Source organism: Thioclava sp. NG1 (genome assembly GCF_003122275.1).
Taxonomy (GTDB): domain Bacteria; phylum Pseudomonadota; class Alphaproteobacteria; order Rhodobacterales; family Rhodobacteraceae; genus Thioclava; species Thioclava nitratireducens.
On sequence record NZ_QFBB01000004.1, the window covers coordinates 314,713 to 332,774 of the forward strand.

At 61.2% G+C, this 18,062-nt stretch carries 18 protein-coding genes; 10 read left to right on the forward strand and 8 right to left on the reverse strand.

The genetic code is table 11. The annotated features are described in order from the left end of the window. Positions 1-3 precede the first annotated feature (3 nt). Complete coding sequence (gene leuC / locus DEM26_RS09830; RefSeq protein ID WP_075776747.1) at positions 4-1,425, reverse strand: 3-isopropylmalate dehydratase large subunit; 1,422 nt, start codon at positions 1,423-1,425, stop codon at positions 4-6. A 267-nt stretch (positions 1,426-1,692) separates the two neighbouring features. On the opposite strand from leuC, the gene DEM26_RS09835 reads away from it, so the two are divergent. From DEM26_RS09835 to DEM26_RS09870, 8 genes are all read left to right on the forward strand, one after another. Beyond that, complete coding sequence (locus DEM26_RS09835) at positions 1,693-3,048, forward strand: mechanosensitive ion channel family protein (RefSeq protein WP_109172295.1); 1,356 nt, start codon at positions 1,693-1,695, stop codon at positions 3,046-3,048. A gap of 132 nt (positions 3,049-3,180) precedes the next feature. Next, positions 3,181-3,543, forward strand: coding sequence for a ribosome silencing factor (gene rsfS / locus DEM26_RS09840; RefSeq protein ID WP_075776745.1), 363 nt, complete (start codon positions 3,181-3,183; stop codon positions 3,541-3,543). 10 nt (positions 3,544-3,553) lie between these two features. Then, complete coding sequence (gene rlmH, locus DEM26_RS09845) at positions 3,554-4,021, forward strand: 23S rRNA (pseudouridine(1915)-N(3))-methyltransferase RlmH (protein ID WP_088723493.1); 468 nt, start codon at positions 3,554-3,556, stop codon at positions 4,019-4,021. 154 nt (positions 4,022-4,175) lie between these two features. Further along, positions 4,176-4,838 carry a class I SAM-dependent methyltransferase gene (locus DEM26_RS09850; protein ID WP_088727549.1) on the forward strand — a complete coding sequence of 221 codons (663 nt, stop codon included), beginning with the start codon at positions 4,176-4,178 and terminating at the stop codon, positions 4,836-4,838. A gap of 70 nt (positions 4,839-4,908) precedes the next feature. Next, positions 4,909-6,432 carry a 2,3-bisphosphoglycerate-independent phosphoglycerate mutase gene (gpmI, locus tag DEM26_RS09855; RefSeq protein ID WP_109172297.1) on the forward strand — a complete coding sequence of 508 codons (1,524 nt, stop codon included), beginning with the start codon at positions 4,909-4,911 and terminating at the stop codon, positions 6,430-6,432. Beyond that, positions 6,429-7,574: a murein hydrolase activator EnvC family protein gene (locus DEM26_RS09860; protein WP_075776741.1), complete on the forward strand. Its 1,146-nt coding sequence runs from the start codon at positions 6,429-6,431 to the stop codon at positions 7,572-7,574. Before gpmI ends, DEM26_RS09860 begins: the two co-directional genes overlap by 4 nt. A 2-nt stretch (positions 7,575-7,576) precedes the next feature. Further along, positions 7,577-8,992, forward strand: coding sequence for a S41 family peptidase (locus DEM26_RS09865; RefSeq protein ID WP_109172298.1), 1,416 nt, complete (start codon positions 7,577-7,579; stop codon positions 8,990-8,992). Between the two features lie 30 nt (positions 8,993-9,022). Next, positions 9,023-9,508, forward strand: a complete 486-nt coding sequence (locus DEM26_RS09870; protein ID WP_088719943.1) for an RNA pyrophosphohydrolase — start codon at positions 9,023-9,025, stop codon at positions 9,506-9,508. A gap of 4 nt (positions 9,509-9,512) precedes the next feature. Here DEM26_RS09870 and nadC read toward each other — a convergent pair whose 3' ends face one another. The 7 genes from nadC to DEM26_RS09905 form a co-directional block, all read right to left on the reverse strand. Continuing rightward, a complete protein-coding gene (gene nadC / locus DEM26_RS09875) occupies positions 9,513-10,349 on the reverse strand; it encodes a carboxylating nicotinate-nucleotide diphosphorylase (protein WP_109172299.1) in 837 nt (278 codons plus the stop codon). 1 nt (position 10,350) lies between these two features. Continuing rightward, positions 10,351-11,901 carry an L-aspartate oxidase gene (locus tag DEM26_RS09880; RefSeq protein WP_109172300.1) on the reverse strand — a complete coding sequence of 517 codons (1,551 nt, stop codon included), beginning with the start codon at positions 11,899-11,901 and terminating at the stop codon, positions 10,351-10,353. After that, positions 11,898-12,950, reverse strand: coding sequence for a quinolinate synthase NadA (nadA, locus tag DEM26_RS09885; protein ID WP_088735501.1), 1,053 nt, complete (start codon positions 12,948-12,950; stop codon positions 11,898-11,900). The genes DEM26_RS09880 and nadA overlap by 4 nt, the downstream gene beginning before the upstream one ends. A 102-nt stretch (positions 12,951-13,052) precedes the next feature. After that, positions 13,053-13,751, reverse strand: a complete 699-nt coding sequence (gene dnaQ, locus DEM26_RS09890; protein WP_088719946.1) for a DNA polymerase III subunit epsilon — start codon at positions 13,749-13,751, stop codon at positions 13,053-13,055. Then, on the reverse strand, positions 13,744-14,343 hold the full coding sequence (coaE, locus tag DEM26_RS09895; RefSeq protein WP_075776735.1) for a dephospho-CoA kinase: 600 nt from the start codon (positions 14,341-14,343) through the stop codon (positions 13,744-13,746). Before coaE ends, dnaQ begins: the two co-directional genes overlap by 8 nt. Beyond that, complete coding sequence (locus tag DEM26_RS09900; RefSeq protein WP_075776734.1) at positions 14,340-15,179, reverse strand: shikimate dehydrogenase; 840 nt, start codon at positions 15,177-15,179, stop codon at positions 14,340-14,342. The genes coaE and DEM26_RS09900 overlap by 4 nt, the downstream gene beginning before the upstream one ends. After that, a complete protein-coding gene (locus DEM26_RS09905; RefSeq protein ID WP_233243065.1) occupies positions 15,176-15,817 on the reverse strand; it encodes a Maf family protein in 642 nt (213 codons plus the stop codon). The genes DEM26_RS09900 and DEM26_RS09905 overlap by 4 nt, the downstream gene beginning before the upstream one ends. Before the next feature lie 356 nt (positions 15,818-16,173). On the opposite strand from DEM26_RS09905, the gene DEM26_RS09910 reads away from it, so the two are divergent. Both DEM26_RS09910 and rho read left to right on the forward strand, forming a co-directional pair. Further along, a complete protein-coding gene (locus tag DEM26_RS09910; protein ID WP_109172301.1) occupies positions 16,174-16,638 on the forward strand; it encodes a CopD family protein in 465 nt (154 codons plus the stop codon). 134 nt (positions 16,639-16,772) lie between these two features. Beyond that, the gene (gene rho / locus DEM26_RS09915) at positions 16,773-18,044 is read left to right on the forward strand and encodes a transcription termination factor Rho (protein ID WP_075776732.1); all 1,272 of its coding nucleotides are present in this window, start codon (positions 16,773-16,775) and stop codon (positions 18,042-18,044) included. Positions 18,045-18,062 lie beyond the last annotated feature (18 nt).

The following is an 18,062-nucleotide window of genomic DNA, read 5'->3' on the forward strand; positions in this document are numbered from 1 at the left end:
TCCTTACGCGTCTTCCATTTCCATCAGCTTCCGAACATCCGTCAGATGACCGGTGACGGCAGCGGCGGCGGCCATGGCCGGGCTCATCAGATGGGTGCGGCCCTTGTAGCCCTGACGCCCCTCGAAGTTACGGTTCGAGGTCGACGCGCAACGCTCGCCCTCTGCCAGCTGGTCGGGGTTCATCGCGAGACACATCGAGCAGCCCGCCATGCGCCATTCGAACCCGGCGTCGAGGAAGATCTTGTCCAGACCCTCTTCTTCGGCCTGAGCCCGCACGAGACCCGAGCCCGGCACGACCATCGCGCGGACGCCGTCGGCCAGCTTGCGGCCTTTGACGACTTCGGCGGCGGCGCGCAGATCCTCGATCCGGCCGTTGGTGCACGAGCCGATGAAGACCACGTCGATCTTGATGTCAGTCAGCTTGGTGCCCGCTTCGAGGCCCATGTAGTCGAGCGCGCGCTTGGCCGCTTCGACCTTACCGCCCTTGAAGTCTTCCGGCGCGGGCACGGAGCCCGAGATCGGCAGCACGTCCTCGGGCGAAGTGCCCCAGGTCACGACGGGCTCGATCTCTTCGGCCTTGATGGTGACGACCTTGTCGAAATGCGCGCCCTCGTCGGTGTAGAGCTGCTTCCACCAATGCAGAGCCGCCTCCCATTGCGCGCCTTTCGGAGCGTGAGCCCGACCTTTGACGTATTCGAAGGTCTTCTCGTCCGGCGCGATGAGGCCAGCGCGCGCGCCGCCTTCGATCGCCATGTTGCAGACGGTCATGCGGCCTTCCATCGACAGCTCGCGGATCGCTTCGCCGCAATATTCGATGACATGACCGGTGCCGCCGGCAGTGCCGGTCGCGCCGATGACCGACAGCGTGATGTCCTTGGCGGTGACGCCCGGACGCAGCTTGCCGGTGATCTCGACCTTCATGTTCTTCGACTTCGACTGGATCAGCGTCTGGGTCGCCAGAACATGCTCCACTTCCGAGGTACCGATGCCGTGAGCGAGCGCACCGAACGCGCCATGGGTCGCGGTGTGGCTGTCGCCGCAGACGACCGTCATGCCCGGCAGCGTCCAGCCCTGTTCAGGACCGACGATGTGCACGATGCCCTGACGCACGTCGGAGACCGGGTAATAGTTCACCCCGAAGTCCTTGGCGTTCTTGTCGAGCGCATCGACCTGAATCCGGCTTTCCTCGTTCTCGATCCCCTTCGCGCGGTCGAGCGTGGTCGGCACGTTGTGATCCGGTACGGCGATGGTTTTCTCCGGCGCGCGCACCTTGCGGCCCGCCATGCGCAGCCCTTCGAAGGCTTGCGGCGAGGTCACTTCGTGGACGAGGTGGCGGTCGATATAGAGCAGGCTGGTGCCGTCTTCGTCTTCGGACACGACATGCGCGTCCCAGATCTTGTCATAGAGGGTCTTCGGAGCAGACATGGCTCTCACTTTCTTTGGATGGCTGGCCTATAAAACGGCCGTTTGTCAGACATGGGACAGCAGGCGCAGATATGCGCCCGCGGGCGCAGAGCATCAAAGTCGTGCCAGCACCGAGCGGCTTTCGCCGTAGAAGCGCTCGCGGAGGCGGGCGCGATCATCCATGTCGAAAACGAGTGTCATGGGGCGCTAAATACGGCGAATCCGGCGCTGAGGCAATCGAAGAGTCCGTGTTTGGCCTGATCGCAAAACCGGGCTAACGTCATTTCCATGGATTTCGCGAACGGGGACATCGTCAAGATTTTGAGTTCGATCTGGGCGCAGATCGAAATCTTCCTCAATTCTATGGTCTTGCCCTCGCGGCTCTGGCAATTCGGGATCATCGCAGCGTGTTTTGCGCTGGCCCATCTCGGGCGCATCTGGCTCGCGCCGAAAGTCGACGACTGGGGGCGGAGGCGTGAGCTCTCGACCCGTCAGCTTCGCTGGCTGATCCTGCTCCGGAAGCGTCTGCGCGGATTTCTCTTCGTTGTGTTCGCATGGGCGTCGGTGTTCGTGCTCGAGGCAACCAAGGGTTTTTATTCCTGGCGCTTCCTCGTGGTGCTGGCCGCCACGCTCGTCACGGCATGGCTCGTCGTCGGCCTCGTCGCGCGGCTGATCCGAAATGCGCTCCTGCGCGGTATCGTGCGCTGGGGCGCGTGGATCTGGGTCACGCTCTATTACCTCGGGCTTTGGGACGAAACGGTGCGGCTCTTGAACGGGACCGCGGTCGAATTCGGTGATTTCCGCATCACGGCCTACGGGGTTCTCAAGGCACTGGTGCTGACGACGATCCTTCTGTCGGTGGCGCGGATCATCTCTGGGCAGACCTCGGCGCGGCTGCGGACCAACGAGGATATCAGCCCGTCGATGTCGGAGCTGGTCATCAAGGTGATGCAGGTTCTGCTTTACGGCGCGGCGCTGTTCATCGGGATCAAGGCGGTAGGCTTCGACCTGACCGGGCTTGCGGTTCTGTCCGGTGCGATCGGCGTGGGCCTTGGCTTCGGTCTGCAGAAAGTCGTGTCAAACCTCGTCTCGGGCGTGATCATCCTGCTGGATAAATCGATCAAGCCCGGCGACGTGATCAGCCTTGGCGAAACCTTCGGCTGGATCAATTCGCTGGGCGCGCGCTATGTCTCGGTCGTCACGCGCGACGGCAAGGAATACCTGATCCCGAATGAAGACCTGATCACGGGGCAGGTGGTCAACTGGTCCCATTCCAACGAATTCGTCAGGATCGACCTGCCCTTCGGCACCTCCTATCACGACGACCCGCATCTGGTGCGCAAGCTCGCGGTGGAGGCCGCGCAATCGGTGAACCGCGTCCTGAAGAACCGCCCGACGGTTTGCCACGTGACCGGTTTCGGCAACAGTTCGGTCGATTACCTCCTGCGGTTCTGGATCACCGACCCGGTCGAGGGACTGACCAATGTGCGCGGCCAAGTGTTTCTCGCGCTCTGGGATACGTTCAAGGCGAACGGCATTTCGATCCCGTTCCCGCAACGCGAAGTGCGCGTGCTCGAAGGGTCACAGCTTGACTTGCAACAGGCTCCGGAAACGCATAGCGAAAATTCGCCGCAGGAAAATTGAAATCGGACCTGCGGAATGCTACTTTTGAAAGACGTCCAGCGCCGGGACTATTGTGGCGCGTAACATCTGGAGGACCATGTCCTGTCTCATCTTTCCCTCGTGCCGAGTGATGCCGGCACAAAGGCAGCGGCCATGAATACACGGGCCGTCAACGCCGAAGCGACGAGCGAAGAAATCCTCGCGCGCGTCATCTCTTCCCTCGAAGACGACAAGGCCGAAGATATCGTGACCATCGACCTGCGCGGTCGGTCCTCGATCGGCGACTATATGGTTGTCTGTTCCGGGCGCAGCACGCGTCAGGTCAGCGCCATAGCCGAAAACCTGACCGAGCGGCTGAAGCACGAATTCGACCGGGCTTGCAAAGTCGAGGGCAAGGATCAGGGCGACTGGGTGCTGATCGACAGTTCCGACGTCATCGTTCACGTCTTCCGCCCGGAAGTGCGCGAGTTTTATCAGCTGGAAAAGATGTGGATGCCTGCGGGCGCCCCCGTCTGAGTTCGGCTGCATGAAGATCACGATCTGCGCGGTGGGCCGCTTGCGCAAGGGGCCCGAGCGCGAGCTGATCGACGACTACCTGAAACGCTTCGAGAAATCCGGGCGCGCCTTCGGGCTCGGCCCGGCTTCCGTCGTCGAGGTCGAAGACAAGAAAGGCTTGGGGCAGGGCGCGGAAGCAGAGTTGCTCAGCCGCGCCATTCCCGAGGGATCGGTCATCGTCACCCTCGACGAACGCGGCAGCCTGATCTCATCGCCGGAATTCGCCACGAAACTGCAAGGCTGGCGCGATCAGGCGCGCGACGTGGCTTTCGTGATCGGCGGTGCGGACGGGATCGACCCGGCCCTGCGCAGCCGCGCCGAGTTTTCCATCTCCTTCGGCAAGATGGTCTGGCCGCATATGCTGGCCCGCGTCATGTTGACCGAACAGATTTATCGCGCCGGACAGATCATCGCCGGCACACCCTATCACCGCGTCTGATCGACAGGTCACTAACCTCTGCTCCCATCGACAGCTTGCACCGCATCACGACGACGTTACGCTGCGTCCGAAAATGATGTGCAGCAGGTCAGGCCCGATGAATACTCTTCGAGACATGAACATATCCGGCGCGTCCATTTCCCGCGAGGCAATGATGCTACTGGGGTTCCAGCGCACGCGCCAGATTTCCGGCACTGCGCGAAAGGCTTGGGAAGACGGTGACAGGGGGCCCGCGTTCGAAGAAGTCGAGACCCGCAACGAGGAGATCTTTCGCGGCGCGCTCGCCGAGGTCTTCACCGAGTATCTACCGCTGCGCAAGACGCTCGAGGAAACCGGCCGCCGTCCGACCCATGTGGTCGACATCGGCTGTGGGCAGGGGCTCAACGACGCATTGCTGATCAAGGATTACGATTGCGCCGTGACCCTGATCGATATCGAGGAAACCCCGGAGCAATATCATTTCTGGAGCGATACCGGTGCAGGCTATGCCTCGCTCGACGCCGCAGCGGCGTTCCTGCGCGACAATGGCGCCCGCGCGGTCGAGACACTCAACCCGGTCAAGCAGCCTGATGCGCTGGACGGAGTCACGGGCGATCTTGTCACCAGCCTGATTTCCTGCGGCTTTCATTATCCGATCGGCGATTATCTCGACCTGATGATGCGGGTGATCCGGGACGGTGGGGCTGTCGTGCTGGACCTGCGCCGGCGCTATATGGAAAAGCCAGACGCGGCGCTCGCCTCGCTGCTCGAGGTCACGCGACAGACCGAGATACTCAGCTACGAGAAGAAAGCGCGGCGGATCATGTTCCAGGCCTGAGCCTCGCATGCCCCCGGTTGCCGCGACGGCCTGCGAGGCGTATGAGGGGGCAACAGATTAGGAGGCCGCCATGACCCGCCCGAAACCCGTCGTCCTGTGCATTCTCGATGGCTTTGGCGAGCGAAAGGAGCGCGAAGGCAACGCGCCCTTGCTGGCCGACACCCCGAACCTCGACCGTGTCCTGTGGAACAACCCGGCGAAATCGACGCTGGTGACCTTCGGCCCCGATGTCGGTCTGCCGAGCGGTCAGATGGGCAATTCCGAGGTCGGCCACACCAATATCGGCGCGGGACGGGTGGTGGCGATGGATCTGGGCCAGATTGATCTGGCGATCGAGGATGGCTCTTTCTTCGAGAACCAGGCGATCTTGTCCTTCATCGACACGATGAAAGAGAGCGGCGGGCGCGCGCATCTGATGGGCGTCATCTCGGATGGTGGTGTGCACGGCCATATCGAACATACGCTCGCTGCGGCGAAAATGGTCTCGGAGGCAGGCGTCCCCGTTCTGATCCACGCGATCACCGACGGGCGCGATGTCGCCCCCGATAGCGCGAAGTCCTTCGTTTCGGATCTTTGCGACCGGCTTCCCAAAGGCTGTACGGTCGTCACTGTCGATGGTCGCTATTACGCAATGGACCGCGACAACCGCTGGGACCGCGTCGGCCTTGCCTATGACGCGATGATCAACGGCAAAGGGCAGGGGGCAGACACCCCCGTGGCCGCGGTCGAAGCCAGCTACGACAAGGACGAGATGGACGAGTTCATCAAGCCCACCGTGATCGGCGATTACGAGGGCGCAAAGGATGGCGATGGCTTCTTCTGCCTCAACTTCCGCGCCGACCGCGCGCGCGAAATCCTGCGCGCGATCGGCGAGCCGGACTTCTCGGAATTCGAGACGGGAACGCGTCCGAAATGGGCGGCGCTGCTGGGGATGGTCGAGTATTCCGACGAGCATAACGCCTATATGAAGACCGCCTATCCGAAGCGCGAAATCGTAAACACGCTCGGAGAGTGGATATCAAAACAAGGGCTTAGCCAATTCCACTTGGCGGAGACAGAGAAATATCCGCACGTCACCTTCTTCCTCAACGGCGGCAAGGAAGAGCCGTGGGAAGGCGAAGACCGCTACATGCCGAAATCGCCCAAGGTCGCGACCTATGACCTGCAGCCTGAGATGAGCGCGCCGGAAGTCACCGACAAGTTCGTCGAGGCGATCGAGACCGGGTACGACCTGATCATCGTGAACTACGCCAATCCCGATATGGTCGGGCATACCGGCTCGCTGAAAGCCGCGATCGCTGCGGTGGAAGAGATCGACCACGATATCGGCCGCGTCGTCGAGGCGCTGGAGGCTGCGGGCGGCGCGATGATCATCACCGCCGATCACGGCAATTGTGAAACCATGATCGATCCGGAAACCGGCGGTCCGCACACCGCGCATACGACGAACCTCGTGCCGGTCTCGCTGGTTGGCGGGCCGGAGGGCGCCAAGCTGCGCGACGGGCGGCTCGCGGATCTCGCGCCGACGCTACTAGACCTCATGCAGATCGATCAACCCGAAGAAATGACCGGAAAGAGCCTGATCGTATCGTGATCCGCGCCGCACTCGCAGCTCTTCTGATTTCGGCCGGGCCGCTTTGGGCGGACGGATCTGGCGACGCCGCACTCAAGGCCTCGGCCGATCTGCGCAAGGCGATCACCGCGCTCGACGCGGCGCAGTCGAAGTCGGATCGCATTGCAGCACTAACGAAAACGATCCATGCCTATGAACAAGGGCTGAGCGCGCTGCGCGACGGGTTGCGCCGCGCAGCGATCCGCGAGCGCGAGATCAAGCAAGGCTTCGACGCGAAACGCGAAGAGCTTGGCAGTTTGCTGGCGGTCATGTCGACCATGCAGCAATCCGACGGGCCGCTGCTGCTGCTGCATCCGTCCGGTCCCGAAGGCTCGGCGCGGTCCGGGATGGTACTGTCCTCGGTCGCGCCCGCCTTGCAGGACGAGGCGCAGAAGCTGAGCGTCCACCTTGAGGAAATTGCGACCCTGCGCAAACTTCAGGAAAACGCGCGCGAGACGCTCGAAAAGGGGATGGTCTCGGTGACCAAGGCCCGCACAGCGCTGTCGGAGGCCATTTCCGAGCGCCGCGAAAAGCTGCCGCAGCGCTATCTCGAGGAACCCGAGGAGCTGACCGCCCTGGTGCAAAGCGCCGATACGCTCGAAGGCTTCGCGACCGGGTTGAGCGATATGGAAAACGATATCGGTCCGCCGCGCGGAGATTTCGCGGGCGCAAAGGGCACGCTGAACTTGCCGGTTATCGGCTCGGTGCTGCGTGGCTTCAACGAACCGGATGCGGCAGGGATCAAACGTCCCGGCCTCGTGATTGCCAGTGAGCCGGGATCTCTGGTCACGACGCCTTGGGCTGCGACGATCCGATACCGCGGTCCCTTGCTCGACTACGGAAATGTGATGGTCCTCGAACCCGCAGATGGATATCTTCTGGTTCTTGCGGGCCTCGGAACCGTCTATGGTGAGGTCGGAGACGTGCTGCCAAAGGGCACGCCCATCGGCTTGATGGGCGGAATTCAGCCGGGAGCGAAGGAATTCGGCAAGGAATTCGTGCAGGCGGCGACAGATGGCGCTGGTGCAGATCGCAGCGAGACGCTTTATTTGGAACTGAGAGAGGGCGGCAAGCCCGTGGACCCGACGCCGTGGTTCATCCAGACAAAAGACGACAAGGGTTGAGTATGAAAAAGTTCATGATGGCAGCGGTTGGCGGGACGCTTGCGGGCGCGCTTCTGTCCACGCAAGTCGCGGCGCCGCTGATGGCCGAGGAAACGAAACGCAACGAAACCGTCTACCAGCAGCTGGACCTGTTCGGCGACATCTTCGAGAAGATCCGCCAGGACTATGTCGAGCCGGTCGATAGCAAGAAGCTGATCGAAGCCGCAATCAACGGCATGCTCAGCTCGCTCGACCCGCATTCCAGCTACCTGCCGCCTTCCGATTACAGCGATATGCGCGTGCAGACGCGCGGTTCGTTCGGCGGTCTCGGTATCGAGGTCACGCAGGAAGACGGCTTCGTGAAGGTGGTTTCGCCGATGGACGGTACGCCCGCGGCCGAAGCCGGCATTCAGTCCGGCGATTTCATCACCGCGGTCGATGGCGAGTCCCTGATGGGTATCCCGCTCGATCAGGCAGTCGACAAGATGCGTGGGCCGGTCGGCTCGGACATCACCGTGACCATCGTCCGCGACGGCGAGCAGGATCCGTTCGACGTCACGCTGACCCGCGACACGATCAAGCTGACCGCCGTGAAGGGGCGCCATGACGGCGATACCGTCATTCTGCGCATCACCACCTTCAACGACCAGACCTTCCCGAACCTTGAATCCTCGATCAAGGAGCAGGTGAAAGAGGTCGGCGGCATGGACAAGGTCGACGGCTTCATCATCGACCTGCGCAACAACCCCGGCGGTCTTCTGACGCAGGCGATCAAGACGGCGGATGCGTTCCTCGACAAGGGTGAGATCGTCTCCACCCGCGGTCGGAACCCGCAGGATAGCGAGCGCTTCAACGCGACCGCCGGCGACATGGCCGACGGCAAGCCGATCGTCGTGCTGATCAACGGCGGCTCGGCGTCGGCTTCGGAAATCGTGACCGGCGCGCTGCAGGATCATCACCGCGCAATCGTCGTCGGCACCAAGAGCTTCGGCAAAGGCTCGGTCCAGACGGTCATGCCGATCCAGGGCGAGGGCGCGATGCGTCTGACCACCGCGCGCTACTACACGCCGTCGGGTCGTTCGATTCAGTCGCTGGGCATTGCCCCCGACGTGGTCGTGCCGCAGCCCGATCAGCCGAAATCGCAGGATAAGGCGGCCGCTGAAGGCGACAACGCCCGCAAGATGACCTCCGAGGCCGATCTGAAAGGTGCAATCACCAACGACTCGATGACCGAGGACGAGAAGAAACAGGCCGAGGACGAGCGCGCGAAAGCCGAAGAGGCCGCGAAGCGCCGGATGGAAGATTTCCAGATGTCCTACGCGATTGACCTGATCAAAGGCCTCTCGGCCATCGCGCCGGAAGCCAAGGCTGACACCGCGTCGACGCAGCAAGCCGAAGCGCCGAGCGCCGACAGCAAAACCGACACGCAGCAGAATTGAGGGGAAGGGGCCTTCGGGCCCCTTTTTCATATGACTCCCGAAGAAATCGTTAAACTTCCTTACCGCCGCAATGTCGGCGTCGTTCTGATGAACCCCGCGGGCCTCGTCTTCGCGGGCCAGCGCATAGACAATCCTGGACCGGCCTGGCAGATGCCGCAGGGCGGGATCGACAAGGGTGAAAAGCCGAAAGAAGCCGCCCTGCGCGAACTGGAAGAAGAAACCGGGGTGAACCCCGATCTCGTCGAAATCGTCGCGAAAACCTCCGATTGGGTACGCTACGACCTGCCGCACGATCTTGTGCCGAAAATCTGGAACGGTCGCTGGCGCGGGCAGGAGCAGAAATGGTTCCTGATGCGCTTCCTCGGCTCCGACGATCAGGTGCGCATCGACACGGACCATCCCGAATTTTCGGTCTGGCAGTGGATGCCCTTCGACGAACTGGTCGAGAAGATCGTCCCCTTCAAACGCTCGGTCTACGAGGCCGTTCGCGCCGAATTCAGAGACTATCTCGGCTGAATTCTCAGAAATCGAGGCCCAGATCGAGCGTCCGCGCCGAATGGGTGAGCGCACCGGAAGAGATGTAATCCACACCGGTCGCTGCCACTTCGGCAATCCGCTCGAGCGTCATGTTCCCCGAGGCTTCCAGTACGACGCGGCCCGCATTAAGCGCCACGGCCGCACGCAGCTCCGCGCTGTCCATATTGTCGAGCAGGATGACATCGGCGCCACCGATTTTCAGCGCCTCTTCCATCTGGCGCAGCGTGTCGACTTCCAGCTCGATCCGCATCATGTGACTGCGCGCCGCTTTCGCTGCTTCGAGCACCGCGCGCACGCTCCCGGCGGCCGCAATATGGTTATCCTTGATCAGGATCGCGTCCGACAGGCCGTAACGATGGTTGAAACCGCCGCCATGGGTCACCGCTGCTTTCTCGAGCGCGCGTAGACCCGGGGTGGTCTTCCGGGTGCAAGTGATACGCGCCTTCGTGCCTTCGGTTTTCGCGACGAAGCGCGCGGTTTTCGTGGCAATCCCGCTGAGGCGTCCCGCGAAATTCAGCGCCACCCGCTCCGCCATCAGGATCGACGCGGCCGAGCCATCGACCGTCAGCAAGGTCTCCCCGGCTTGGCACGGTTTGCCATCCGCGATCAGTATCGAGACGCGCAGCGTCGGATCGACCAGTCGAAACGCCATCGCAGCGACCTGCATCCCTGAAGCGACGCCATCTTCCCGCGCTTTCAGTCGCGCGGAATAGGTTTTGCCCGCCGGAATCACCGCCTTCGTCGTCGCGTCGCCCATGGGCGAAAGGTCTTCGACCAGCGCGGCGCGGACAATCGGTTCGATCAGCAAATCGGGCAACATATCAGTCCTCCAAGGCTGCGGCGCGAATTTTCAGCGCCTCCTCCAGCGTGATTTTCGTTCTTTTCGCCAATTTAGGGTCCATGTCCGGAAAATCGGAACGGAAATGGCCGCCGCGGCTCTCTTGGCGCGCAAGCGCCGCTGCAGCGATCAACGTGGCCGTCGCGGTCATGTTCCGCATCGTTTCCGTGCGGGCCTCCGCCTCGATCTTCGCAATGACGCGCAGGGCCGCCTTCAATCCCTCCGCATCGCGCACGACACCGACACCATCGGTCATCGCGTTGCGCAGCACCTGCACGGCTGCCTCGTTCACCGGGACATCGCCGTCGGGAAACGCGGGGGTTACCGGCTCAGCGTCGGCGATATCTCCAAGCTCAGCAGCGATACCGACAGCGCAAATCCGTGCGAAAACCAAAGCCTCAAGCAACCCGTTCGACGCCAAGCGGTTCGCGCCATGCAGCCCGGTCGACGAGGCTTCGCCGCAAACCCAGAGCCGGTCGAGCGAACTGCGTCCCTCCGTATCGGTATCCACTCCGCCCATATGATAATGTGCGGCCGGCGCAACGGGGATGACGCCGGAAACAGGGTCTATTCCGGCCCGTTCGCAGGCTTCGGCAACGGCGGGGAAGCGGGTCAGGACTTCGGCCCCTAGGGCTGCACGCGTATCCAAAGCGGGTTCGCGCCCGGCCTGTCGCTCCAGGTAAACCGCCCGGGCCACAATATCGCGCGGAGCAAGCTCCGCGTCGGGATGAACGGAGAGCATGAAGCGCTCGCCATCCGCGTTAATGAGTATTGCACCTTCACCGCGCAGCGCTTCGGTCGCGAGCGGGGCAGGATCTTCGCCACTGGCGATCGCGGTCGGGTGGAACTGTACGAATTCCGGATCGGCGATCCGCGCGCCAGCGCGCGCTGCCATCCCGATGACCTGCCCACGGATCCGAGGCGGGTTTGTCGTAACGGAAAACAGCCCGCCGGACCCGCCGCCCGCAAGCAAAACCGCCGGGCTTTTGATCAGAACGGGCCCCGATGGCTCAAATGCGCGTTCGATCCACACGCCGGTCACGCGGTCGTCTTCGGTCTCCAGATACGTGGCCAGGACGCCTTCGAGAACCTGAACCGAGGGTGCCTGCCGGACTGCCGCGACGAGAGTCTGCATGATCTCGCGACCCGCCTGATCGCCTTTCACCCGGACGACCCGCGCGTGACTGTGCGCTGCCTCGCGCGACATCACGTAGTCGCCCTCGGGATCGCGATCGAAGGGCGTTCCAAGTTCGGTCAATGCGAGGATGTGCTGACGTGCTTCTTCGGTGACCAAATGGGCGATTTGCGGTGAAACAGTGCCTGCTCCGGCGATCATCGTGTCGCGTGCATGCGCCGCAGGCGTGTCGCTGACCGACATCGCCGCCGCGACACCGCCCTGGGCCCAAGCCGATGATGCGCCTTCGCCCAGAGTTTCCGGCGAGATGATGAGAACGGGGCGGGGCGCGAGGCTTAGGGCCGCGTAAAGTGCGCCCAAGCCCGCGCCGACGATGACGATCCGCTGCGTTTCGATCACTTCGCCAGCGTCCGGGAGAGTTCGATCATCCGCTCGACCGCGACGCGCGCTTTCTCTGCAATCTGCGGGTCGACGATCACTTCCTCGGTCCCGGTATGCAGCGACCAAAGGATTTTTTCGAGCGTGATTTTCTTCATGTAGGGGCACATATTGCACGGACCCACAAAATCTACTTCCGGTAGCGCGTCGGCGATGTTGGATGCCATAGAGCATTCCGTCACCAACATGGCCTCTTTCGGCTTGTTGGTTTCGACGTATTTAATGATCCCCGACGTCGAGCCCGAGAAATCAGAGGCCGCGACAACATCCGGCGGGCATTCCGGGTGCGCGATGATCCGGGTATTTGGGTGCATCGCGCGGAAGTCACTGATATCCTTGGCAGTGTACTGCTCGTGGACGATGCACGAACCTTCCCACCAAACCACATTCTTCTCGGGAACCTCGTTCGCCACGTTCTGCGCAAGGTACTGGTCCGGGGTCATGATGACCGTGTCACTCTCCATCGCACGCACGATCTGCGCGGCGTTGGACGAGGTGCAGCAGATGTCGGACGCGGCTTTCACCTCGGCTGTTGTGTTAACGTAGCTTACCACGGGCGCGCCCGGGTATTTCGCGCGCATCTCCGCAATGCCGTCAGCGGTGATCGACTCTGCCAGCGAGCAGCCGGCTTTCATGTCGGGGATCAGGACGGTCTTGGCCGGGTTCAGGATTTTTGACGTTTCGGCCATGAAGTGCACGCCGCATTGGACGATCGTGCCCGCCTGAACTTTGGTCGCTTCGATAGCAAGCTGCAGACTATCACCTACTACATCTGCCACGCCGTGGTAGATTTCCGGCGTCATGTAGTTGTGAGCAAGAATTACCGCGTTCTTCTCTCTCTTCAACTGGTTGATTGCGCGGATATACGGCGCGTAACGCGCGAAATCCGGAAGGGGGATAACGCGATCCATCTTTGCGTGGATCTCGTGCATTTCCTCGGCCAACTCGATGGACGGCGCAAGATCATAGGTCTCGGCCAGCGTGGCACGCATTTCAGTCAGGTCCAGCATGGACGGTACTCCCGCTCTCTCCCTAAGAAGCCCCCGATTTAAGGGAGGTTGACGCTCGGTTAAATGGGAAACTTGTTTATTTTGATAGAAAAGGCGCCGACGTCAGTCGTAACGGTTCCAGATCGCCGCTTCTCCCAGCTTGGCGACAAAGGCAGCATGGGCTTCGGCTTCTTCAGCAGTCAAACGTGGGGGCAGGGGCTCCGGACGGGGCTTCGGACGCCAGCCTTGATTTGCGCCGGCTTGCAATTTCTGACCGGTTTCAACGGGTTGCAGTCCAAAGCCCGGCTGCCGACCGCCAATCAGCTCGAGGTAGACCTCAGCCAAAATCTCACTGTCGAGCAGTGCGCCGTGCAAAGTCCGCGACGAGTTGTCGATGCCGAAGCGACGGCAGAGCGCGTCGAGCGTCGCCGGCGAGCCAGGAAATCTACGCCGTGCCATCGCGAGCGTATCGAGCGCGCGTTCATCCGGGATCAGAGGCATTCCGGCCCAGCGAAGCTCGGCATTCAGAAATTTCATGTCGAACTTGGCGTTGTGGATCACGAGAACCGAGTCCGTGCCGATGAAATTCAGGAAATCGAGGCCGATCTGGGCGAATTTGGGCTTGTCCGACAGGAATTCGTCGCCCAATCCATGCACTTGGAAGGCTTCCTGCGGCATCGAGCGCTCGGGGTTAATGTATTGGTGATAGGTGTTACCGGTGGGCATGTGATTGAACAGCTCAACCGCGCCGATCTCGACGATCCGATCGCCGTCTTCCGGCTCGAATCCCGTGGTTTCGGTATCGAGAACGATTTCACGCATTTTGCTCACCCCTGATCTGCGCGATCAGGTTTCGCACATCTTGGCGGGTCTGCTCAAGATCGACGGTTTCGATGATGAAGGTCGCGCGGCGGCGTTTCTCTGCGTCCGGCATCTGTCGCGACAGGATGAAATCGAGCTGCGCCTCGGTCATCTCGGGCCGCTCCAGGACGCGCGCGCGCTGAACCTCCGCCGGCGCGGAAACGACAAGAGTGGCATCGCAAGCAGCATCAGCCCCGGTTTCGAACAAAAGAGGGATGTCGAGGAGGATCAGATCCGCCTCTGAGTGATCCGCGATGAACTGGCTACGAGAGGCCGTCGTGAGTGGGTGAACGATCTCTTCAACGCGGTTTAGAGCCGTTTTGTCGTTCGCGAGCAGTTTTTTCAGCTCCACCCGATCCACTGCGCCCGCCTTGATCGCAGAGGGAAAAGCGGCGGCGATCGGCGCAACCGCCGCACCATCCTTCGCATAGAGATCATGCACCGTCTGATCCGCATCCCACACGGGCACGCCGGCCTCGGCGAACATCGCGGCGGTCGTGGATTTCCCCATCCCGATGGAGCCGGTCAGACCGAGCAGGAAAGGCTTGCTCATCCCCCGAGCACCGCGTTGCGGACGGTTTCGCCGACTTCCGGGCGCTGGCCGAACCAACGCTCAAATCCCGGGACGGCTTGATGCAAAAGCATGCCAAGCCCGTCGACCACGGTGCATCCCGCGTCTTCGGCCTCGGTGAGAAATTTGGTCTTAAGGGGTGTATACACGAGATCACAGCAAGTCGCGCTGGGACGCAATGCATCGAGCGGAACGCGAAACTCCGACTTGCCTATCATACCGAGCGACGTCGTGTTCACCACCGTCGCCGCATCTTCGAGCATATTGCCCGCACGCACCCAATCGTAAACGACCAGACGCGCCCCGAATTCCTGACGCAGCGCATCGGCGCGCGCCCGCGTCCGGTTCGAGATACGGATTTCCGGCGCTCCGCTTTCCAGAAGCGAAGCGACGATGGCGCGCGCAGCCCCGCCTGCACCGAGAACGGCGGCCGGGCCAGACTTCGGGTCCCAGTTCGGCGCATTCTGCCTCAGATTAGCGATGAAACCGTAACCATCTGTATTATCTGCGTAAATCTTGCCATCCGGGCGGAACACCAAGGTATTCGCAGCGCCGATTAGGGCCGCGCGATCGGAGATGACATCGGCAATCTCGAGCGCGCGGATCTTGTGCGGGATCGTCACATTCGTGCCGACGAACCCCGCCTTGGGCAAGGTCCGAAGCACAGTTTCCAGATCGTCACTGGCCACATCCATCGGAACATAGAACCCTTCGATCCCGTATTCTGCAAACCATGTGCGGAACAGGAGCGGCGAGCGCGAATGCGCGACCGGCGATCCGATGACGCCAGCGAGGGGAATGCGCGGATGATCCGTCATGTCGTGAAATCTCCTCGGGCATGAAGCCAGTTAAGGAATTCGATCAAGGGAAGGCCCAGGACAGCAAAATAATCGCCTTGGACACGGGAGAAAAGACGCACGCCTTCCTCCTCGAGCTTGTAGCTGCCCACGGACCAGCGGATGCTCTCCCAGTTCCGGGCGACGTAATCGTCGATGAAGGGCGCAGTAAGCTCATGCATCGTCAGACGCACTTCGCCCACATGACGCCAGAGCGGCTCGCCATCCCGGATCGCAACCATCGCGGAAAGCAGTTTGTGGGTTTGACCGGAGAGGGCACGCAACTGCGATTTCGCGTCCTCCGGTGTCTCCGGCTTCGACAAGACCGTGCCTTTAAGCTCCAAAACCTGATCCGCGCCGACCACCAGTTCTCCGGGATGGCGCGCCGACAGTTTCGCAGCCTTCATCTCGGCGAGAAGGTCCGCGACATCGCGCGGCTTTGCCTCTTCGGCCTCCAAACTCCGCCTGATCGTGTCCTCGTCAATGCGCGCGGGCGCGACCGTCACCGACAGACCGGCGTTGCGCAGAAGCTGCGCGCGGATTTCTGAAGCGGAGGCAAGGAGGATGTTCATGAACTTGTGGATAAGCAGGCGCAGAAGTCTCGGGGTCGAATTGGGCATAACGCGGATCGGCGGATTACTCCACCGGATCGGCACGTTTCATGGCAGATTTACGAAACTTGTCCACCTGTGGAATTCGGATTCGAGCCGTTGGGGACACGGTGAGGACTTCACAATTTTCTCCAAAGAGTTATCCACAGGATGACGTTGAGACTCTTCGAGACATAAGCACGCAGTATCAATGTTTTAGGAGAAACTAGCCAGCCGAAAGATTCCTTCCCACCAGATGTTTTCCGCCTGTGGAGAAACTCTTGATAAAGTGTTAATCCACATCATCAACAGGCCCTACATCATCATCATCTTTTTCTTTAAAGAATCTTTTTTGAAGATGATGGCAGCTGTCAGCCGGAGACGAGATGACCGATTTCCTGAGCACTTGGTATTTGTGGATCAAAGCGCTCCACGTGATGGCGATCATCACATGGATGGCGGCCTTGTTTTATTTGCCGCGGCTTTACGTTTACCACGTCGAGGGGCTGAACAAGGCGGGCATGGTGCGCGACAGTGATCAGGAGCTTCTGTTCCGGCATCAGGAACGGCTTCTTCTCAAGGCCATCATGAACCCGGGGATGATCGCGAGCTGGTTCTTCGGCCTGATGCTGGTCTTCACGCCGGGGATCGTCGATTGGTCGAGCATCTGGCCGTGGACGAAGGCAGCCGCTGTTCTCGGCATGACCTGGTTCCACATGTGGTGCGCGAAGGAACGCAAGGCGCTTGCAGAGGGCAGGGCGAACCGCAGCGGGCGCTACTACCGTATGATGAACGAGATCCCGACGATCTTCATGATCGTTATCGTCGCGTCGGTGATCGTGAAATTCTGACTTTCGTTGACTCAGCGACGCTTTGCGCTTATCTGCCTCGCCAAGCCCCGGCCGTTCTGGCCGACCGGTTTTTCTGAGACAAGACGAATCTTTGCGCCCATCGCTCTGGTGAGGCGCCAGCTGCAGGTAATCCGATGAGCGATGAACGCCTCAATCTCTCCGACTTGAAAGCCAAAAGCCCGAAGGAACTTCTGGCGCTGGCCGAAGAATGGGAGATCGAAAACGCCTCGACCATGCGCAAGGGCGAGATGATGTTCTCGATCCTGAAGGAGCATGCCGAGGATGATTGGGTCATCGGTGGCGATGGCGTCCTCGAAGTTCTGCAGGATGGTTTCGGCTTCCTGCGTTCGACCGAGGCGAACTATCTGCCGGGTCCCGACGATATCTACGTCTCGCCCGACATGATCCGCCAGCACAGCCTGCGCACCGGCGATACCGTCGAAGGCGTAATCCGCGCGCCCGGCGAGAACGAGCGGTATTTCGCGTTAACGAAGGTTGAGCGGATCAACTTCGAGGAGCCGGAGAGGGCGCGCCACAAGGTCGCTTTCGACAACCTCACGCCGCTCTATCCCGATGAGCGCCTGAAGATGGAAATCGAGGATCCGACGATCAAGGACCGTTCGGCCCGGATCATCGACCTCGTCGCGCCGATCGGGAAAGGCCAGCGTTCGCTGATCGTCGCCCCGCCGCGGACCGGTAAGACGGTTCTGCTGCAGAACATCGCGACGTCGATCGAGCGTAACCACCCGGAATGCTACCTGATCGTTCTGCTGATCGACGAACGACCGGAAGAAGTCACCGACATGCAGCGTTCGGTGAAGGGCGAGGTGATCTCTTCGACCTTCGATGAACCGGCGACGCGCCACGTTGCGGTGTCCGATATGGTCATCGAAAAGGCCAAGCGCCTTGTCGAGCATAAGCGCGATGTCGTTATTTTGCTGGATTCGATTACCCGCTTGGGCCGCGCCTTCAACACCGTCGTGCCAAGCTCGGGCAAGGTGCTCACCGGTGGTGTCGATGCGAACGCGCTGCAGCGTCCGAAGCGGTTCTTCGGGGCTGCGCGGAACATCGAAGAGGGCGGCTCGCTGACCATTATCGCGACCGCGCTGATCGATACCGGCTCGCGGATGGACGAGGTCATCTTCGAAGAATTCAAGGGCACCGGTAACTCGGAGATTGTGCTGGACCGCAAGGTTGCCGACAAGCGTGTCTTCCCGGCGATGGACATCCTCAAATCCGGCACCCGGAAAGAGGATCTGCTCGTCGACCAGAAGGATCTTCAGAAAACATACCTTCTGCGCCGCATCCTGAATCCGATGGGTACGACCGATGCGATCGAGTTCCTGATCTCGAAGCTCAAGCAGACCAAAACGAACTCGGAATTCTTCGACTCGATGAACGGCTGAGGCCGTCCTATCTTCCGC